Genomic DNA, 17064 nt, shown 5'->3' on the forward strand with positions numbered 1-17064 from the left:
ACCAATTCCTCCTAGTATATAAAACATTGAGTTTGGACTGTCTGCATTAAGAGCTTACTTTTACCATTGCCGGGCGAATTACTCGTCCATTCAGTGTATAGCCTGATTGCAGGACTTGAATAATTATGCCCGATTCATGCTCCTCGCTTTGCTCCTGCATAACCGCCTGGTGCACATTCGGATCAAACGGTTCATGCAATGCAGGAATTTCTTCCACACCCTCTTTTTTTAAAGCAGCCTCCAGTTTTGACAACACCATTTCCATTCCCTTTTTCAACGCTTTTCCATCTTCGGAAACCGTTTCAACAGCAAGTGCACGTTGAAAATTATCCAGAATTTCAAGCATATCAGAAACAAGTTCCTGAGCGCGGAATTTTCGTGAATCCGCCTTCTCCTTCGCGGTGCGTTTCCGAAAATTATCAAAGTCAGCCTGAGTGCGCAACCAGCGGTTTTTCGTTTCTTCCGTTTCCTTCTTCAGCGCCTCAATCTGAGCGGCCTGCTCCTTAATCTGTTTAAGTAACGCATCTGAATCTGTTTCCTTCTTTTCCTGGCCTTCTTCTGCAGCTTCCTGCGTATCGCTCACGGATTGATCATTCTCAGTATCATCGACATCTGCCGAAGTCTGCGCGTTTTTCAATTCTTCTGTTTCTTCTTTTGTTTCCGCTTTTTCCTGATTTACCTTTTCTGTCATAGGCTCACCTCCTGAATTGTTAAACAGCTACTGACTGCTGTGCTCTTGTTTGTTAAGATGTTCAGTCAGCAATTTTGAAACCATATCGATCAGTGTAACCACACGCGGATAAGCCATGCGTTTTGGTCCAATGACCGCAACAGTTCCCAAGTGTTCGCCGCCTATGGAATAGGTGGTCGTAACCAGGCTGCAATCCTCAATACCGTTCAGTTTGTTTTCACTGCCGATACGGATTTGCAGACCCGAAGAAGACATATTCATGATTTCACGCACAAATTCTTTTCCTTCGAGCACATTAAAAAGCGGCAAGAGTTTATCAGCATTTTGGAATTCCGGCTGAGCCAGCATGTTGTTTTTACCGCTGAAGAAAATCTGTTCCGGGTCATCGATCATTAGACTGTCTTTCAACAATGACATCACATGCTGGTAATCGCGAACATGATCTCGCATAACGCTGGCGATTTCTGTATTTAATCTTCTGGACAACTGGTAGAGAGGCACCATATTCAGCTTATCATTTAAGATATTAACAATTTTCTCAACATCTTCCGCCTTTATCGTTTGTGGTAAAGAAACGGTGCGGTTCTCCACATGTCCGGTATCCGTAACAATAATGAGAACACCCTGAGTTTGATTCAGCTTAACCATCTGAATATGTTTCAGCTTCATCTCCAGAAGCTCGGGACCAAGCATGATCGCCGTATAGTTTGTAAACTCAGAAAGAATTTTTGCAGTTGCGCGAATCAGTTCTTCTGTTTCAGAAAACTTCTTCTGGTACGCGTGGCGGATATTTTCTATTTCATCATCCGACAGCATCACTGGCGCAAGCAGATGATCGACATAAAATCGATATCCCTTTTCTGATGGCACCCGCCCTGAGGACAGATGGGTTTTCTCAAGGTAACCCATCTCTTCCAAATCAGCAAGTTCGTTTCTGATCGTCGCCGGGCTGAAAGTGACATCATCCCTTTTGGCAATAGATCGCGAACCAACCGGTTCAGCAGAGACAACATAGTCATTAACCAATAACTGTAACAAGAACAATTGACGATCAGTTAACATCTTGTTGATCACCCCTGTTAGCACTCGAAGTTAACGAGTGCTAAATCTACATTAAAATGTATCAACTTCATGGCTGTTTGTCAAATGTTTTTGCCGGCTCTCAAGAAATTAAAAACGCTTCAAAAACGTTGTTTCCCAGAAATATCCCTTTTTGAGTCAGCTTCAGCCACCCATCTTTCTCGTGCACTAATCCTTGCTTCTTTAATTGCCTGATTTGCAAGCGATAAACATCGTCCATCGAGAGACCGAACTTTTCTTTAAAATCCAGCTTATTTACACCTTCCATCAGACGCAGTCCAAGAAACATTTCTTCCTCGATTCGTTCTGAACGAGAAACTTTGTGTTCGGAAATTCGTGCGTGACCGTCAACATACATGGATTCAATATACTTCTTAACCGAACCGACATTGGCATAGCGCACGCCTGACCAATAACCGTGTGCTCCCGCGCCGATCCCGTAATATTCCTTATTCCGCCAATACATGGAATTATGGATTCCTTCGTAGCCCGGTTTGGAAAAATTGCTGATTTCATAATGATGCAGTCCATGTTTTTCAAGTTCTAAAATGATCTGGCCGTACATATCCGCCTCGATGTCCTCACTAGGCAGCTTCAGACTGCCTTTCTGCATTCGATTGTAAAATATGGTTTTCGGCTCAAGCTGAAGTGAGTAAATCGAAATATGCGGCGTATGTAGATGAATCGCCCGCTCCAGCGACTGATGGAGCACATGCTCCGTCTGTCCCGGCAAAGCGAACATTAAATCAACCGTAATATTGTCGAAACCATACTCCTGTGCAAGGCGAACCGCTTGTTCCGCATCATTCGACTGATGTGCACGCCCAATTTCACGAAGCAGCCGATCGTCAAAAGTCTGCACACCGATACTTAATCGCGTGACCCCATATCTTTTCATCATTTCAAGTTTTGCTGCATTCAAACTTTCCGGGTTTGCTTCTACGGTATATTCTTTGACAGCCGGATTCATAAGAAACCGGTCAACATTGGACAAAAGCCGTTCAAATTGTTTTTCATTTAATGCCGTCGGCGTACCTCCGCCAATATAGATCGTAATCGGCAGCTCATCCATGGCACAATGATTCATTTCTTTTGACAGCGCTTCAAGATATTCATCGACCGGCTGATTCTTCATAAACACCTTATTAAAGTCGCAGTAATAACAAATGTGATCGCAAAACGGAATATGAATATATGCCCCGCGCTGAATCTCAGTCATCGTGGCTCATCCTGAACACAGCCATGAACGCTTCCTGTGGCACTTCGACACTTCCGACTGCCTTCATTCGCTTTTTTCCTTCTTTTTGCTTTTCAAGCAGTTTTCTTTTACGTGAAACATCGCCGCCGTAGCATTTTGCAAGCACATTTTTACGCAATGCCTTAATTGTTGAGCGGGAGATAATTTTCTGACCGATCGCTGCCTGAATCGGTACTTCAAACTGCTGACGCGGAATCAGTTCTTTCAGTCTCTCAACGATCGCTTTGCCGCGGTCATAGGCAAACTCCTGATGCACAATGACAGACAAGGCATCCACTCGTTCACCGTTCAGCAAAATATCCATTTTCACCAGATCGCTGGTACGATACCCATCCATTTCATAATCAAGTGAGGCGTACCCTTTTGTACTTGACTTCAGAATATCAAAAAAATCATACATAATTTCCGAAAGTGGCAAATCATAGATGACATTCGTCCGGTTCGCATCCAAATATTCCATCGTGACAAATTCGCCGCGTTTTCGCTGGCACAGTTCCATAATCGCTCCAACGTAATCATTCGGCGTCATAATGGTTGCCTTCACATATGGCTCTTCAACCTCAGCAATGAATTTTCGTTCCGGCATCTCCGAAGGGTTGCCAACGCGCACGCTTGAACCATCCGTCAATTTAACCTGATAGATAACACTCGGTGCGGTAGCGATCAAATCAATATTGAATTCACGTTCCAACCGTTCCTGAACAATATCCATGTGCAGTAATCCGAGAAAGCCACATCGAAAACCGAAACCGAGTGCTTCCGACGTTTCCGGTTCATATTGAAGTGCGGAATCATTCAATTCCAAACGGCCTAATGCTTCGCGAAGATCATCGTAGCGTGCGGTGTCAATGGGGTACAATCCGCAGTATACCATCGGATTCATTTTACGATATCCGGGCAACGGCTTTTCGGCCGGGTGTTCAGCATGTGTTACCGTGTCGCCAACCTGCGTGTCATGCACTGATTTGATCGATGCTGTGATGAAACCGACATCGCCCACGGACAGTTCCTGGCGATTCTCAATTTTTGGAGTGGAGACACCGACTTCAAGCACTTCAAACGTCTTTTCTCCGGCCATCATTTTAATTTTGTCACCGACCCGGACAGTGCCCTGCACAACGCGAATGTAGACCACCACACCACGATAAGCATCGTAAAGCGAATCAAAAATGAGCGCCTGAAGCGGCGCATTCGGATCACCGTCAGGCGCGGGGATTTTATCAATAATCTGTGCAAGAATATCATCGGTCCCAATCCCCGTTTTGGCAGAAGCCAGCACGGCCTCTGAAGCGTCCAGACCGATCACATCCTCAATCTCCTGTTTGACGCGTTCCGGATCTGCATTAGGAAGATCAATTTTATTAATGACTGGTATAATTTCCAGATTGTTCTCTAAAGCCAGATAAACATTGGCAAGCGTTTGGGCTTCTACTCCCTGTGCTGCATCGACAACCAGCAATGCCCCCTCACAGGCAGCGAGACTCCGCGACACCTCATAGGAAAAGTCGACATGCCCAGGTGTATCGATTAAGTGAAAGATGTATGTCTCTCCATTGGGCGCTTTGTAAGTTAATTCGACTGCATTTAATTTTATGGTAATCCCACGCTCACGTTCCAGATCCATTGCATCAAGTGTTTGCGCTTTCATCTCTCTTTGCGTCAACGCTTGTGTTGCTTCCAGAATTCGATCGGCCAAAGTTGACTTCCCATGATCTATATGCGCAATGATCGAAAAATTACGGATCCGCGACTGACGTGACTGCTTGTCTGACATGCTCGTTCCTCCTGATCCAAAAAACATCACTTGGTTTCGATTATATCAATCACCAGGCTGTGTTTCAATGAAGGACATGTCATTTTTGTTTCTGCCGGCCATGGCCGGTATTTTTAATTGGAATTTACCGAAAATAATCGGCACAGAAATACTGAGACATGATGAACGTGTAACCCTCTTCAATTAGAAAGCTTTGATCAGACCGCCGACAAATTCGGCAACTGCGCTGACTCCCTGCAAGAAAAAGCGCTGCACATGTTCGGAAAAAACATCACTTGTTGAATTTTTTGGGAGGGCACCAGACTGTCTGTTCGTTTCCGGAGAAACTGGGCTCGACTGCTTTTCAGGAATCACGATGGTTTGGGAAGTCTCCCTGTCATTAAATTCACGTGCGGATTGAATCGTCTGCACCGGATGCCTGACGTCCCTGACAGTTACCGCCCCGTACAAACTGCAAAAAAGTAGGACAAGCAAGATAACCAAACATTCGATCACGATACGCTTCATCGAAACATCTCTCCTTTTGATCTGGCTTGTCCTATATTCCGCTATCTACTTTATGCATGACTCTTTACTGCTATGTCTTAATGAGTAAAATGACCGACATTTTTCTGGTTTATTTGGTGATGTAAAGCAGCGTTCAGCCCTTCGGCAATTACATTGGCCATTTTTTCGATAAAGAAGTCAACCTCTTTAGGTGTCACCATCATCTGCATACCACTTGCACCGAGTGCTTCGCGAATTAATTGCGCCTTCTCATCTTCCGTCAGCGTGCCAACCATGCCGAGAAACGCAGCGCGATTTTCTTTGCTTGGCAGATCGATCGATTTATAATTAATTTTTTCCCCAAAGGCCATCCAGGAGGGAGCCAGCGCCTTGGAAGGTTTGCGGTCAGTCATTTCCCGATGCAGGTGCCGAAGCAGGAGATCCAGTGAATCACTCGTAATCGTGACCGCATCAACCACTGTCGGTACACCGATTGCAATAACCGGAATACCTAAAGTCTTCATACTAAGTTCCTTTCGATTGTTACCAACTCCTGAGCCGGGATGAATGCCGCTGTCGGCAACCTGAATGGTTGTATTCACACGGTCTACAGCCCGCGCAGCCAAGGCATCTATAGCAATCACAAACCCAGGCTTTGTTCTCTCGATCACGCCAAGAATGATGTCACTCGTTTCAATACCGGTCAATCCCATGACACCCGGTGTAATAGCGCTCACTGAACGATAACCCGGCTGGACATTCTCCGGCTGGAGATCGAATAAATGCTTTGTGACCAGGATGTTGTCAACAACATTCGGACCAAGCGAATCTGGAGTGACCTGCTTGTTGCCCAGCCCGACGATCAGACAGCTTGCGTCATCAGCGATCTTCAGGTTCTTCAGGAATTGAGCGAAATATCGGGCAAATATGGTCTCTGCTTTCCCATCAAATTCTGTATCGCCTTTGCGAAAATTACGTGCTTCAAATGTCAAGTAAGCGCCGGATTTTTTTTTCATGGCTATCGCGGCTTGCTCGTTAATCATCATCGTGGTAATTTTAATGCCGGATTCCATCTGCACGGAGGTTTGCACACTCTGAATTCCCGGTTTTTGCTCACTTGCCTCGACTGCAAGGTCGGTCCTTACCGCAAATCGATTGACATCCAATTCATTCATCAGTTCTGGCTCCTTTTTCTCGTGCTTATCGTTAAAAGGATGTTCAATTCGCCTTTTTTCATTCATTCATTGCAAAAGCGAATTTCCTTTGATACAATACAGTTTGTCAGAATGAAGCTCTGCTGCAAGCATAGAGGTTTATTTTACACTGTATAATCGTTGTGAATAGAGTGTAAAAGTAAGCGAAAACTCAGCCAGTAAATCTGGTTCTGTTCAGTTTTCTTTATATATTTCGGCGGAGTTCGTATGATGACCGGGAATCCAGATTTGGAGGTGAATCGAATGCCAAATATTAAATCAGCGATTAAACGTGTGAAAACAAGTGAAGCAAATCGTCAGCATAACATTCAATATAAGTCAGCGATGCGCACGGCAATCAAGTCGTTCAACTCAAAGGTTGAAGAAAAAGATGTTGAAGGCGCGAAAGCAGCATTTGTGACCGCAACGAAAAAGGTTGATAAGGCGGCAACTAAGGGCCTGATCCATAAAAATAAAGCTGCCCATGAGAAGTCAAGGCTTTCTAAGAAATTAAACAGTCTGGACGCATAAAAAAACGGCTCGCCATTGGCGAGTCTCTTTTTTTACTCTTTTTAACAAATAAGCTTGACCATAATTAAGAACGACGGCGTGAAAATTACCGCATTCTGTGAACGATCATGATTCCCCAGTGTTTAAACATTCTCGTTTTTATTAGAAAGAGCAGCAATCAAAAGTTCAAGGGCCAGCACCTTATCTGTCTGACCAGTCTTGATCTGATAATCCGCCTCCGCGCATTGTTCCAGTGCCATCTCCAGCATACGCTCGCTGAACAGACGTGTCTGGTCAAGTGCCAGTTTGACTGCATAAGGATGCACACCCGTCTTTTTGGCAATGTTGTTCTGGGTATATCCTGCTTTCTGATAAAAGCCAACCTGATAGACAATGCGAAACTGCCTTTCAAGCAACGCAAGAAGCTTAAGCGGTTCTTCTTTCATCAGAATCAGATCGTGGAGCATATGAAGTGCTTCGGCGGTTTTTCTTGCCATAACTCGATTTACAAGTAAAAACACATTGGTCTCGAGTGAACGTGAACCAATTTCATCAACTACCCGGGCATCAATCGGACGTTCTGGACCGCAATAAAGCGCGCACTTACCCACTTCATTTGCCAGTTGCCCAAGATTCGGTCCAATAGCTGCAAGTAATCGTTCATGCCCTTCTTTTGTATACGATGCATTGTACTGGGCAGCTACATTTTCCATCAGCCTGTAAATCATGGTATCCGTAATACGTGAGAGTTCATATGTAACGGCCGTTTTTTCTGCCACTTTGACGATTTTCTTCCTTCGATCCAGCTTTTCATACGGTGCAACCATGATCAGCACGGTGTCCTCTGCGGGATGTTCCAAATAAATTTGCAAGCGATCCACTTTATGTTCAACTTTTGATTTTACGCGTTCTGAAGACAGGATATAGGCATTTTCCAGAATGACCACCTTCTTCCCGCCAAAAAAAGGGACTGTCTCAGCATCTTCGACAGCTTGATCAAGCGGTACTTCCGCCAGATCATAAACGGACAGATGAAAATCACGTTCTTCATCCTTTAATGCTTCGTCAGTAATATTTTTCTTCATCAATTGAAGCAGAAAATCCTGAGTGCCGAAAAGCAGATAAATCGGTGCCAGCGGTTTACTGATCGTTAAATTTGCTTGTTTTGCTGCTGCCATGAATGAATCATTCCTTCAGAGGCAATAATTGTCGAAATAATAATGATACAAGTGCCCATATCTAACTTTAACGTGCAAATGAATGCATGACAAGCCCTTGTTCATTGCGCGGGCAGCAACGTCCGCAGGAACAATGGCGCTTACCCTGTAACTAAGGACAACGAATGAAGCAGAAAAACGCCTGCCTGCTGCCGGCAGCCTTCGATCATCCATGCCAAATAAAAAGGAAGCAAAGTGATGCCCTGCTTCCTGATATATATAAACGCCGACCCGCAAAGCCTAGGACATTGCCGGCCGAGCGATATACATTACTCTCTCTATGTTATCCTATGAACGATAAAAGTATGGGTGACAGCAAATGCTTTTCGCAGCTAATTAATGGCAATTCATCTAAATCATGGAGCGCGTGGCTGCTCCCAGCCGATGATTCGCTTACGGTCAAAGTGAAAACGAATGGCACCGTTCTGATCCGTTCGTAAATTGCGCACGTGGTAAGCGCGCAGCAACTGAAGCACTTCCGGATGAGGGTGACCGTATCGATTTCTGCGCCCGCATGAGATGATACCGATTTTCGGCTGCAAACGGATAAGCATTTCTTCAGAAGTTGAAGTACGACTGCCGTGATGACCGAGCTTCAGCACATCTGCTTTGATTGATGGGAATGCCTGCAGCATTCTTTTTTCACCGTCCTGGCTAAGATCCCCGGTAAACAGCCATTGTTCGCCCCCTAGTTCTGTATGCAGCACAATTGAATTGTCATTGCTTTCTTTGGAGCGCTCCTCAGGTGCCACTACATGAAACGTTGTCTCGTTAAATTTCAATGACATACCTGAGCGCAATTGAGCAATTCTTGTTCCCCTCTTTATCAGATCTCTGAAAAGCGCTTGATCCTTTGCGTCCGGGTCATGATAAGGGCTGACGAACAACTGGCTGACGGGAATCTGATCAGTGAGCCCTTTCAGCCCCCCGATGTGATCGTAATCGCGATGCGTAAGCACAACCGCATCTAAGCGTCCAATCCGTTCGGCTAACAGTTCACGCGCGACCACGTCACGTCCCACTTCAAAAGATTTTCGCCGTTGTCGCCATTTTTCTTCCTGATTGAACATGATCGTTCCTCCGGTATCAATCAGCATTGCCGCTTTCTTATATGGAAATTGAATGAATATGCTGTCCCCCTGCCCCACATTGAGAAACGTAACCGATCCATGTGCATCAAGGCGATCTGAAACAAAAAGCATGGCATAAACAAAAACAAATGGAACAAGCAGTATAAAAATGGAGCGATTATTGTGGTAATGTTCCCACACAATGAGCGAGGAATAAATGATGAGAATTGATACGCAAATTTCCCAGCCGGTCAATGCACCGTAATTTAACTGCAACGGGGGATGCTGTGAAAGATAAAACAACAGCCGGTGCGGCCAGTACAACACACTGTCAATCAGGTAGGACAGAAATGGGGTGAGTTCTGTAAAAAAAAGTGATATAAAATAAGCGGCGACACACAAAGGAAAGATAATGAATGTAATGAAGGGGACAAAAAAGATACTGAGGACAATCCCTGCAAGTGACAACTGATAAAAATGAGACACAATGATCGGAAAAGTAGCCAGCTCGCAAATCAATGAGAGAACGACCATCCGCACAATCAGCGATTTATATGAACGCACAGCCTTAGAGGCAAGCACGACGGCCAACGTGACCACAAACGAAAGCTGGAACCCCAGATCATAAATGATCTTCGGATCAAAAAGCACCATGAGCAAACAGGCGATGCTGATTGCATCAGTGACGGTGAGATGAATGGCTTTTATCCATGATGAGAGAATCAGACAGCCTGACGTCACTCCCGCACGTATGATGGAAGGCTCTGATCCTGTCATCACAACATAGCCCGGAATTAACAAGAGCATCAGCAGCAAAGCATGCTCGCGTGCAATGCTCGCTCGGCGAAAAATATAAAACAGTGCCCCGAATACAACTGCAATATGCATGCCTGAGACGACCAGCAGATGAACAAGGCCAAACATTCGGTACGCATCAATGAGTTCATCGCTCATTTGACTGTCGTAGCCGAACAAAAGCGCGTTCATCATCTCCGCAGTGGTCAACGTAAAGTGCTCATGAATAAATTGAATCTGCTCCTGCTGAAAACGTTGAATGTGCTCAACCGGCGATTGCTCAGTCTCTGAATAAACGGGGGCACTGCTTAATGTCAGAATCCAGTAGATATGATGGCGTTCCAGATACATTTTCTGATCGAAACCATGAAAATTTCCCGGACGTTCGGGTTTTTCAAGCGTTCCTTTAACCTTGCATGCCATGCCGACTTTCAAATCACGCATTAAAGTGTGCTTCTGCAATTCAGTCACAAGACGCATCTCAACTAAAACATCCTCGCCTTGTTCTGTTTTTAATTGAAAGCGCAAATGGTCTCCATCGAAATCCGGGATACCGGAAATCCGCCCGTTCAGTTCACGTTGTCCCTCAGAAAGAAGGCTCTCATTTGTCTGGACATAGACAATATCAATGATCGTCACCACAAGTAATAAAGCAGCGGCGGACAAAAGCAGAAATTGTCTTCGCCAAAGCAGAAACAACCCGAATGCGCCGTACAGAAGCGCAGGAACTAACGAATGCAGGTTTTGAAGCATCCAGGCAGCCAGACAGCCTGAGAGCGCAAGTATATGCCATCTACCGAAGAAGCGTATCAAAGACATCCTCACGGAGTGCTTGATTCAAGCAATGAAGAATAGCTATGGCTGATCACTCCCTAACAAATGATTCATTAATTTTTTTGTTCTCTCAAAGATCGAAACGAAATAACGGCATCGAACGGTACTTTTTTCACGGTCACTTTTGCTGCCTCAAATAACTCCTGGGCATAAGGATCATTTTTATAGTCCTTTGCATAATAGACAGCCCTGATACCCGCCTGAATGATCGCCTTGCAGCATTGCAGACATGGATAATGTGTAACATAAATTTCAGCACCGTCTGTCGGTTCACCGAATTTTGCGCACTGAAGAATCGCGTTCATCTCCGCGTGGATCGTGCGTACACAGTGCCCGTCAATCATATAACAGCCAACGTCTATGCAGTGCGGTCCCCCGACAATGGATCCGTTATAACCGCCGGCAATAATACGCTTATCGCGAACAATTGTTGCACCGACAACCAGTCTTGTGCACGTACTCCTTGAAGCAAGCAAATGACTTTGTGCCATAAAATATTGATCCCAAGACAGTCTCTCCATATGTTACATCCTCCCAGATGAATCAAACTGCTTTCATTGTACCAGAATTCCGGCACTGTCCGCCTTTTAAATTTGTCCGTTTACTGCAACTGTAAATTCGGCTTCATACGTTCCAGTGACTTATCGCCAATGCCTGTCACATTCGTCAGTTCATCCGCGTTTTTAAACGGTCCATGTTCTTCTCGATATTGAATAATGGCTTTCGCTTTCGCTGGACCAATTCCGGGAAGATTCTGCAATGTTTGTTCATCTGCGGTATTCACGTTAATTTTGTCATTGCCGGTTTGCTGGTCCGCTATTTCACTGCTTGCCGATGTCAAAAACGCCGAAGACTCTTTTTCACCTTTTTTAGGTACATAAATGACGAGTTCATCCGTTAGCTTCTGTGCCAGATTAATTTTGTCCCGGTCCGCATGTTCTGTGAATCCTCCTGCCTGCTCAATCGCATCAATGACGCGATCTGTGTCCTGAACATGGTATATTCCCGGTTTTTGCACAGCCCCTTTTATATCAATCACAATCGTTTTCTGCTGAGAAACATTCTGCTTTTGTTCATTTGATTTCTGTGTCTCTGTATCTGAAAAAAATGAATCTGCTTTCTGGACCTGGGCCGTACTCTTATTATTTCCCTGATACTGATAGAAAACCCATAGAAGAACCAAAAGGCATACGGCACCCAGAATAATCCACCATTTAAATTTTAGCCAATAGATTCTCAGAAATATCCCCCCTTCATCACTAGAGATCACAGACATAATTTACCGTAAACACACATAGGTTCAAAAAGGATACCGAAGCAATATTGAGGTGAAGCATCATGAGGATCGGCGTAATTGGGACTGGAAATATGGGTTCGCTGCTTGTTGGCGCACTAATCCGAAGCAGGGCAGTGAAACCGAAATTCATTTCTGTAATGAACCGGACCAAAGAAAAAGCGTTAATTTTAAAAAGAAAATATCACCACCTGTCCGTACTTACATCACCAAATGAAGTGCTCCAGCACTCTGATCTTGTCTTTATCTGTGTAAAGCCCGACCAATTTTTTCCCTTGCTTGATTCCTTGCGCGGGGCTTGGCATCCTTCGCAAGTCGCCATATCCATCACAAGCCCGATTTCCGTGCGACAATTGGAGCAGTTGATTCCATGCCAGGTTGCAAGAGTGATCCCGAGTATTGTCAACCAAAGTCTTGCAGGCAGCACGCTGGTTACATTCGGAACCGAGATCACCGATATACAAAAAAGCAAACTATGGGCGCTGCTTTCCCATTTTTCCCATCCCATTGAGATTGACGAAGAAACGATTCGGGCAGCTTCAGATCTTGCAAGCTGCGGTCCTGCATTTCTGACTTTTCTTTTGCGAAAAATGATTGACGGCGCTGTAAGCACGACGCCGATTACACAAGCACAGGCGACGCAATTGACAACAGAGATGATCTCAGGTCTGGGGAAATTACTGGCAGATGGAACCTACACTCTGGGGGAATTGCAAAAAAAAGTTACGGTTAAAGGCGGTATTACCGGGATTGGTATTGAGGTTCTTGAACAGGAGAATCATGATACATTCCAGAAATTGTTTACTGAAACGCAGAAAAAGTTTGAGGAAGACCGCAAGCAGATTGATACCGCATTTAACCATGGAGAACACTGAATTGAGGATCAATAAATAAATTCGACACAGTCACTTAAAATCCTTCAAAAAACCGAATTGCAGCTTAAATGACTGCAATTCGGTTTTTTAATGTTGATCGATTAAATTTTATTGTTAACCCCGGACGGACTCATTGCTGATTTCTATTATTAAGAGCAGAGATCCTTAACCCCTCCGCCCGAAAATGATTTACAACAGTGGTTTTTTTTCCAATGTATATAACGGGGCATCTCCCCATAATTTTTCCAATTGGTAATAGTCGCGTTCATCTCTATGAAAGACATGGGCAATCACATCACCCAAATCGATCAGCACCCAGCGTGCCTGATCATAGCCTTCCATTCGATGTACCATAATCCCCTTCTCATCCGCAGCTTTTCGAAGCGCGGTTGAGATGGCCTGCACCTGTTTTTCAGAATCTCCGTGACAAATGATAAAGTAATCAGCCATTATCGAGATTCCCTGCATCTTAAGAATGACAAGATCGTGCGCCTTCTTATCGTCTGCAGCTTCTGTCAGGTATTTGACCCATTCTTCACTATTCATTCAGTCACCTCATTACTTTTTATTTGTTTGCATGTCTGTTTACAAGTTCATTATATGCTTCAAAAGTCTTCGGATAAACCCTTTGCTGCTGATTCAGCAAATGCATAATCGTTTTTTGCAGTTCAAGCAAAACAGCTGTATCCAGGTCCATTTCCGCAGCCTTTCTGACTTCCTCAACGCCTGGAAAGTCACGTCCCGGTTCAATATAATCAGCAAGAAAGATAATCTTATCAAGCAGCGTCATCTGCTTGCGCCCAGTTGTATGATAAATCATTGCCTGTAGCAGGTCCGAATCGTCAATTCCATATTTTTCCTGAACATAAATGGCTCCGGCAGGTGCATGCCATAATTTATCCGAATAGTCAAGGCAGTCATGCCATGTACCCGGTTTGCTCAGGATCATAGCTTTCAATTCGTCGTTTGAAAAATATTTGGCAATATCATGCAGCATACCGGCAAGCCGTGCTTTTTCTTCATTTCCTCCGTACTTTTTGGCAAGTCGTCCCGCCGTTTCCGAAACACTAACGGAGTGTACAAAACGTTTTTCCGGAAGTATCTTTTTAATTGCCTGTTCCGCCTCATCAATTTTCATAAAGCCCTCGCCCCTTTATGTAGCTGATTACTGAATCACACAGATAATAACGGCACGATTTCCCCTGCTTCAAGCGCGCCCTCAAGTAGCTTGAAGAAAGTTCAACCTTCGGCATGTCGATGTACCGCACATCGGCAAAATCCGGCGGTGTATCTGCGTACCCCGGCCGACTGAAGGCAATGAATGAGGTCATTCTGCATAACTCATTGACGTGATGCCAGGTCGGGAGATCTTCGACCATATCCGCGCCGAGAATAAAATAAAACTGAAAATCAGGATACTTTTGTTTTAATCCACGAAGTGTATCCACTGTGTAAGATTTCCCTCTTCGCTCAATTTCTGCAAAGCAAATGGAAAAATGTTCATTTTCCTCAATTGCAAGACGCAGCATTTCAGCGCGATGTGCAGCACTTGTATGTGCCTGCTTGCCTTTGGCATGAGGCGGTTGATAGCTCGGCAAAAACCAGATCTGATCCAGCTTGCAGGCTTCCAGCGCTTCCTCCGCAATGAGTAAATGCATCAGGTGTGGCGGATCAAATGTACCACCAAATAAACCAATTTTTTTGCTCATCTGCCTGCCCTACCTTAACGGAACATCGATCTGCCGGTGTTTTTCTGAACGCCGGTAGAGAACCGCTGTGTGACCAATGACTTGGACAAGCTCTGAATGCGTATATTCGCTGATTTTTCTGCCTGCTTCTACCGGATTCTCAAATGTATTCTGCAAAAACTGAATTTTAATTAATTCACGCTTTTCCAGGACACGATCAATTTCTTGAATAAACTGATCGTGTACACCGGTTTTTCCAACCTGAAAGACCGGTTTAAGCGGATGGGCTAATTTTTTCAAAAATTTTTTCTGGTCATTGCTAAGCATATTCTTATAAATGCCTCCGTTTTCATTCAGGACAGATAATTATTTTCAAGATAGGATTCCATTGATCTGCTGTCTGGAACCAATTGTGTCCACATTTGAAAAGCAAGTGCGCCTTGGTACACCAGCATGGACAAGCCATTCAGAACAGGGAACCCATGCCGCTCTGCTTCTTTAAGTAAAGCCGTGCGCCTTGGTTGATAGATAAGATCGACAAATACGGTATGTCTGCACGCATGATCAAGCCGAATCAGTAAATGGTCCTGCTCTGGCATGAGACCAACAGAGGTTGTATTAATAACTATTTGATACTGATCCAAATGCTGTTCCGCCTGTGCAAAGGTCAGCGCATCAGATAAAACGGATGCGCCACATGCTGCACTGAGGTGAAACGCTTTTTCCATGGTTCGATTGCAAATATCAATACGTTCAGCAATGGTTTCGGACAGAATCTGAGCGACTGAATAAGCTGCGCCTCCAGCGCCGATCATCAGTACGGACAGATGCTGCTTCTGGGCAAGATTTGGAAAATGGTGAAACAGACCCTGTAAGAATCCCACTCCATCTGTATTATACCCGATCAGCCTGGAACCTGCGCAAACGACCGTATTTACCGCGCCGATCAGGCGGGCGCGTTCGCTTAGTTCATCGAGCAACAGTAAAATTGACTTTTTGTGTGGGAAGGTCACATTAAAACCTTTGATTCCGGATGCTCGTATTTGCATGACGGCCTGTTCCAGTTCATCCCGCGTGACAAGATCCGCCTGATAATACGCGGAAATTTCCAGTGATCTGAACCAATAATTATGCATAACTGGAGAAAGGCTGTGTGCAACCGGTGCACCAATGAGTCGATATTGATCCGTCACCATATCTACCCCTTTATGATTGATGGGCGCAACGAGACACCGATTCCTTTCGGGGCATAGGCAGATACAAATGCCCCTTTTCCTTTGATCGTGATCCATCCCAGGCCGGAAAAAACAACATCTGTATCCGTCTCACGCGTACGGAAATCATGCCGGACCATTGGCGGCAGGTGAGTATCCTTGCCGGGAGGTGCAAGCAGATTCCCAAGCTGCCGCTTGTAGAGATCGTCCGCCTGTTCCGTCTTCGTCCGGTGGATAAGCAAAGCGCCGGATGCGTAGACAATCAATGATCTGCGCGAAGTCCCAATGTAATCGACACGTGCAAGGCCGCCAAGAAATAACGTCTGCCCTTCATTCAACTGATACACTTTTGGTTTGATCTCTTTTGAAGGCATTATGATCTTGTAGTCACGCGTGTCGATATGCTGCGCCACCTGATGATCATTGACAACGCCGGGCGTATCGTATAAATGATGACCATCGTTAAGCGGAATGGAAATAAAATCCAAAGTGGTGCCTGGAAAACGTGAGGTCGTGATCACCGAATCACCTGAGCCCAGATTTCGGATCAGTCGGTTAATAAATGTTGATTTCCCAACATTGGTTGAACCGACTACATAAACATCACGTTCTTTCCGATACACATCAATTTTCGATGCCGCTTCGTCCACCCCATGGTTTTTTCCGGCACTCATGAGAAGGACCTCTACCGGATCAATTCCTTGCCCACGCGCAGACCTTCGCAGCCAGCTGATGAGTTTATTTGGATTCGTTGATTTTGGAAATAAATCATGTTTATTCCCTATCAGAAGCACCGGATTGCTGCCGATGAAACGCTGAAGGTCAGGAACCCAGCTTCCGGCAATATCAAAAAGGTCCACTAAATAAACAACAAGGGCATCTTTATCGGAGATCCTGTACAACATTGCTAAAAAATCGTCACTATTCAGGGAAACATCCTGAATTTCATTGTAATGGGTCAATCGGAAACAGCGCTGGCAAACGACAGGTTTATGCTGTAAAGCGCTTGCCGGCGCATAGCCGATCATTTCCGGATCCTCAGTCTGAATTTTAACACCGCACCCCGAACAATAAAGGTCAACCAT

18 protein-coding genes are annotated in these 17064 nt (G+C 44.9%); 2 read left to right on the forward strand and 16 right to left on the reverse strand.

The features are described from left to right. Positions 1-46 precede the first annotated feature (46 nt). The 6 genes from grpE to gpr form a co-directional block, all read right to left on the reverse strand. On the reverse strand, positions 47-691 hold the full coding sequence (gene grpE, locus M3N64_RS00475) for a nucleotide exchange factor GrpE (protein WP_249094798.1): 645 nt from the start codon (positions 689-691) through the stop codon (positions 47-49). A gap of 27 nt (positions 692-718) precedes the next feature. Further along, positions 719-1753, reverse strand: a complete 1035-nt coding sequence (gene hrcA / locus M3N64_RS00480) for a heat-inducible transcriptional repressor HrcA (protein WP_249094801.1) — start codon at positions 1751-1753, stop codon at positions 719-721. Between the two features lie 100 nt (positions 1754-1853). Then, entirely contained in the window at positions 1854-2981 is a 1128-nt protein-coding gene (gene hemW, locus M3N64_RS00485; RefSeq protein WP_438270983.1) for a radical SAM family heme chaperone HemW, read from the reverse strand. Position 2982: 1 nt separating this feature from the next. After that, positions 2983-4803: a translation elongation factor 4 gene (lepA, locus tag M3N64_RS00490; protein ID WP_249094866.1), complete on the reverse strand. Its 1821-nt coding sequence runs from the start codon at positions 4801-4803 to the stop codon at positions 2983-2985. Between the two features lie 183 nt (positions 4804-4986). After that, entirely contained in the window at positions 4987-5310 is a 324-nt protein-coding gene (locus tag M3N64_RS00495; RefSeq protein ID WP_249094870.1) for a hypothetical protein, read from the reverse strand. A gap of 77 nt (positions 5311-5387) precedes the next feature. Further along, entirely contained in the window at positions 5388-6464 is a 1077-nt protein-coding gene (gene gpr / locus M3N64_RS00500; RefSeq protein ID WP_249094905.1) for a GPR endopeptidase, read from the reverse strand. A gap of 282 nt (positions 6465-6746) precedes the next feature. Between gpr and rpsT the strand changes: the two genes are divergently transcribed. After that, positions 6747-7013: a 30S ribosomal protein S20 gene (gene rpsT, locus M3N64_RS00505; RefSeq protein WP_249094922.1), complete on the forward strand. Its 267-nt coding sequence runs from the start codon at positions 6747-6749 to the stop codon at positions 7011-7013. 122 nt (positions 7014-7135) lie between these two features. Here rpsT and holA read toward each other — a convergent pair whose 3' ends face one another. The 4 genes from holA to M3N64_RS00525 all read right to left on the reverse strand — a co-directional run bounded on the left by holA (position 7136) and on the right by M3N64_RS00525 (position 12091). Next, on the reverse strand, positions 7136-8170 hold the full coding sequence (gene holA, locus M3N64_RS00510; RefSeq protein ID WP_249094938.1) for a DNA polymerase III subunit delta: 1035 nt from the start codon (positions 8168-8170) through the stop codon (positions 7136-7138). 395 nt (positions 8171-8565) lie between these two features. Then, entirely contained in the window at positions 8566-10887 is a 2322-nt protein-coding gene (locus M3N64_RS00515; protein WP_249094957.1) for a DNA internalization-related competence protein ComEC/Rec2, read from the reverse strand. A 74-nt stretch (positions 10888-10961) separates the two neighbouring features. Continuing rightward, a complete protein-coding gene (locus tag M3N64_RS00520) occupies positions 10962-11429 on the reverse strand; it encodes a ComE operon protein 2 (protein WP_249094960.1) in 468 nt (155 codons plus the stop codon). Positions 11430-11509: 80 nt separating this feature from the next. Further along, positions 11510-12091, reverse strand: coding sequence for a helix-hairpin-helix domain-containing protein (locus M3N64_RS00525; RefSeq protein ID WP_249094978.1), 582 nt, complete (start codon positions 12089-12091; stop codon positions 11510-11512). A gap of 155 nt (positions 12092-12246) precedes the next feature. Here M3N64_RS00525 and comER point away from each other — a divergent pair, with 155 nt between their 5' ends. Next, on the forward strand, positions 12247-13077 hold the full coding sequence (comER, locus tag M3N64_RS00530) for a late competence protein ComER (protein ID WP_249094992.1): 831 nt from the start codon (positions 12247-12249) through the stop codon (positions 13075-13077). Positions 13078-13266: 189 nt separating this feature from the next. Here comER and rsfS read toward each other — a convergent pair whose 3' ends face one another. From rsfS to yqeH, 6 genes are read right to left on the reverse strand one after another with little or no spacing between them, the layout of a single operon-like run. Next, positions 13267-13623 (reverse strand): ribosome silencing factor, encoded by a 357-nt coding sequence (gene rsfS / locus M3N64_RS00535; RefSeq protein WP_249095001.1) that lies wholly within the window; start codon positions 13621-13623, stop codon positions 13267-13269. 19 nt (positions 13624-13642) lie between these two features. Next, positions 13643-14215, reverse strand: a complete 573-nt coding sequence (gene yqeK, locus M3N64_RS00540; RefSeq protein WP_249095004.1) for a bis(5'-nucleosyl)-tetraphosphatase (symmetrical) YqeK — start codon at positions 14213-14215, stop codon at positions 13643-13645. Then, positions 14205-14786 (reverse strand): nicotinate-nucleotide adenylyltransferase, encoded by a 582-nt coding sequence (locus M3N64_RS00545; protein WP_249095006.1) that lies wholly within the window; start codon positions 14784-14786, stop codon positions 14205-14207. Before M3N64_RS00545 ends, yqeK begins: the two co-directional genes overlap by 11 nt. A gap of 9 nt (positions 14787-14795) precedes the next feature. Next, a complete protein-coding gene (yhbY, locus tag M3N64_RS00550) occupies positions 14796-15092 on the reverse strand; it encodes a ribosome assembly RNA-binding protein YhbY (RefSeq protein WP_249095037.1) in 297 nt (98 codons plus the stop codon). Between the two features lie 26 nt (positions 15093-15118). After that, complete coding sequence (gene aroE, locus M3N64_RS00555) at positions 15119-15958, reverse strand: shikimate dehydrogenase (protein ID WP_249095056.1); 840 nt, start codon at positions 15956-15958, stop codon at positions 15119-15121. A gap of 5 nt (positions 15959-15963) precedes the next feature. Continuing rightward, the gene (yqeH, locus tag M3N64_RS00560) at positions 15964-17064 is read right to left on the reverse strand and encodes a ribosome biogenesis GTPase YqeH (RefSeq protein WP_249095070.1); all 1101 of its coding nucleotides are present in this window, start codon (positions 17062-17064) and stop codon (positions 15964-15966) included.

Source organism: Sporolactobacillus mangiferae (assembly GCF_023336505.1).
In the GTDB taxonomy this organism is placed as follows: Bacteria; Bacillota; Bacilli; order Bacillales; family Sporolactobacillaceae; genus Sporolactobacillus; species Sporolactobacillus mangiferae.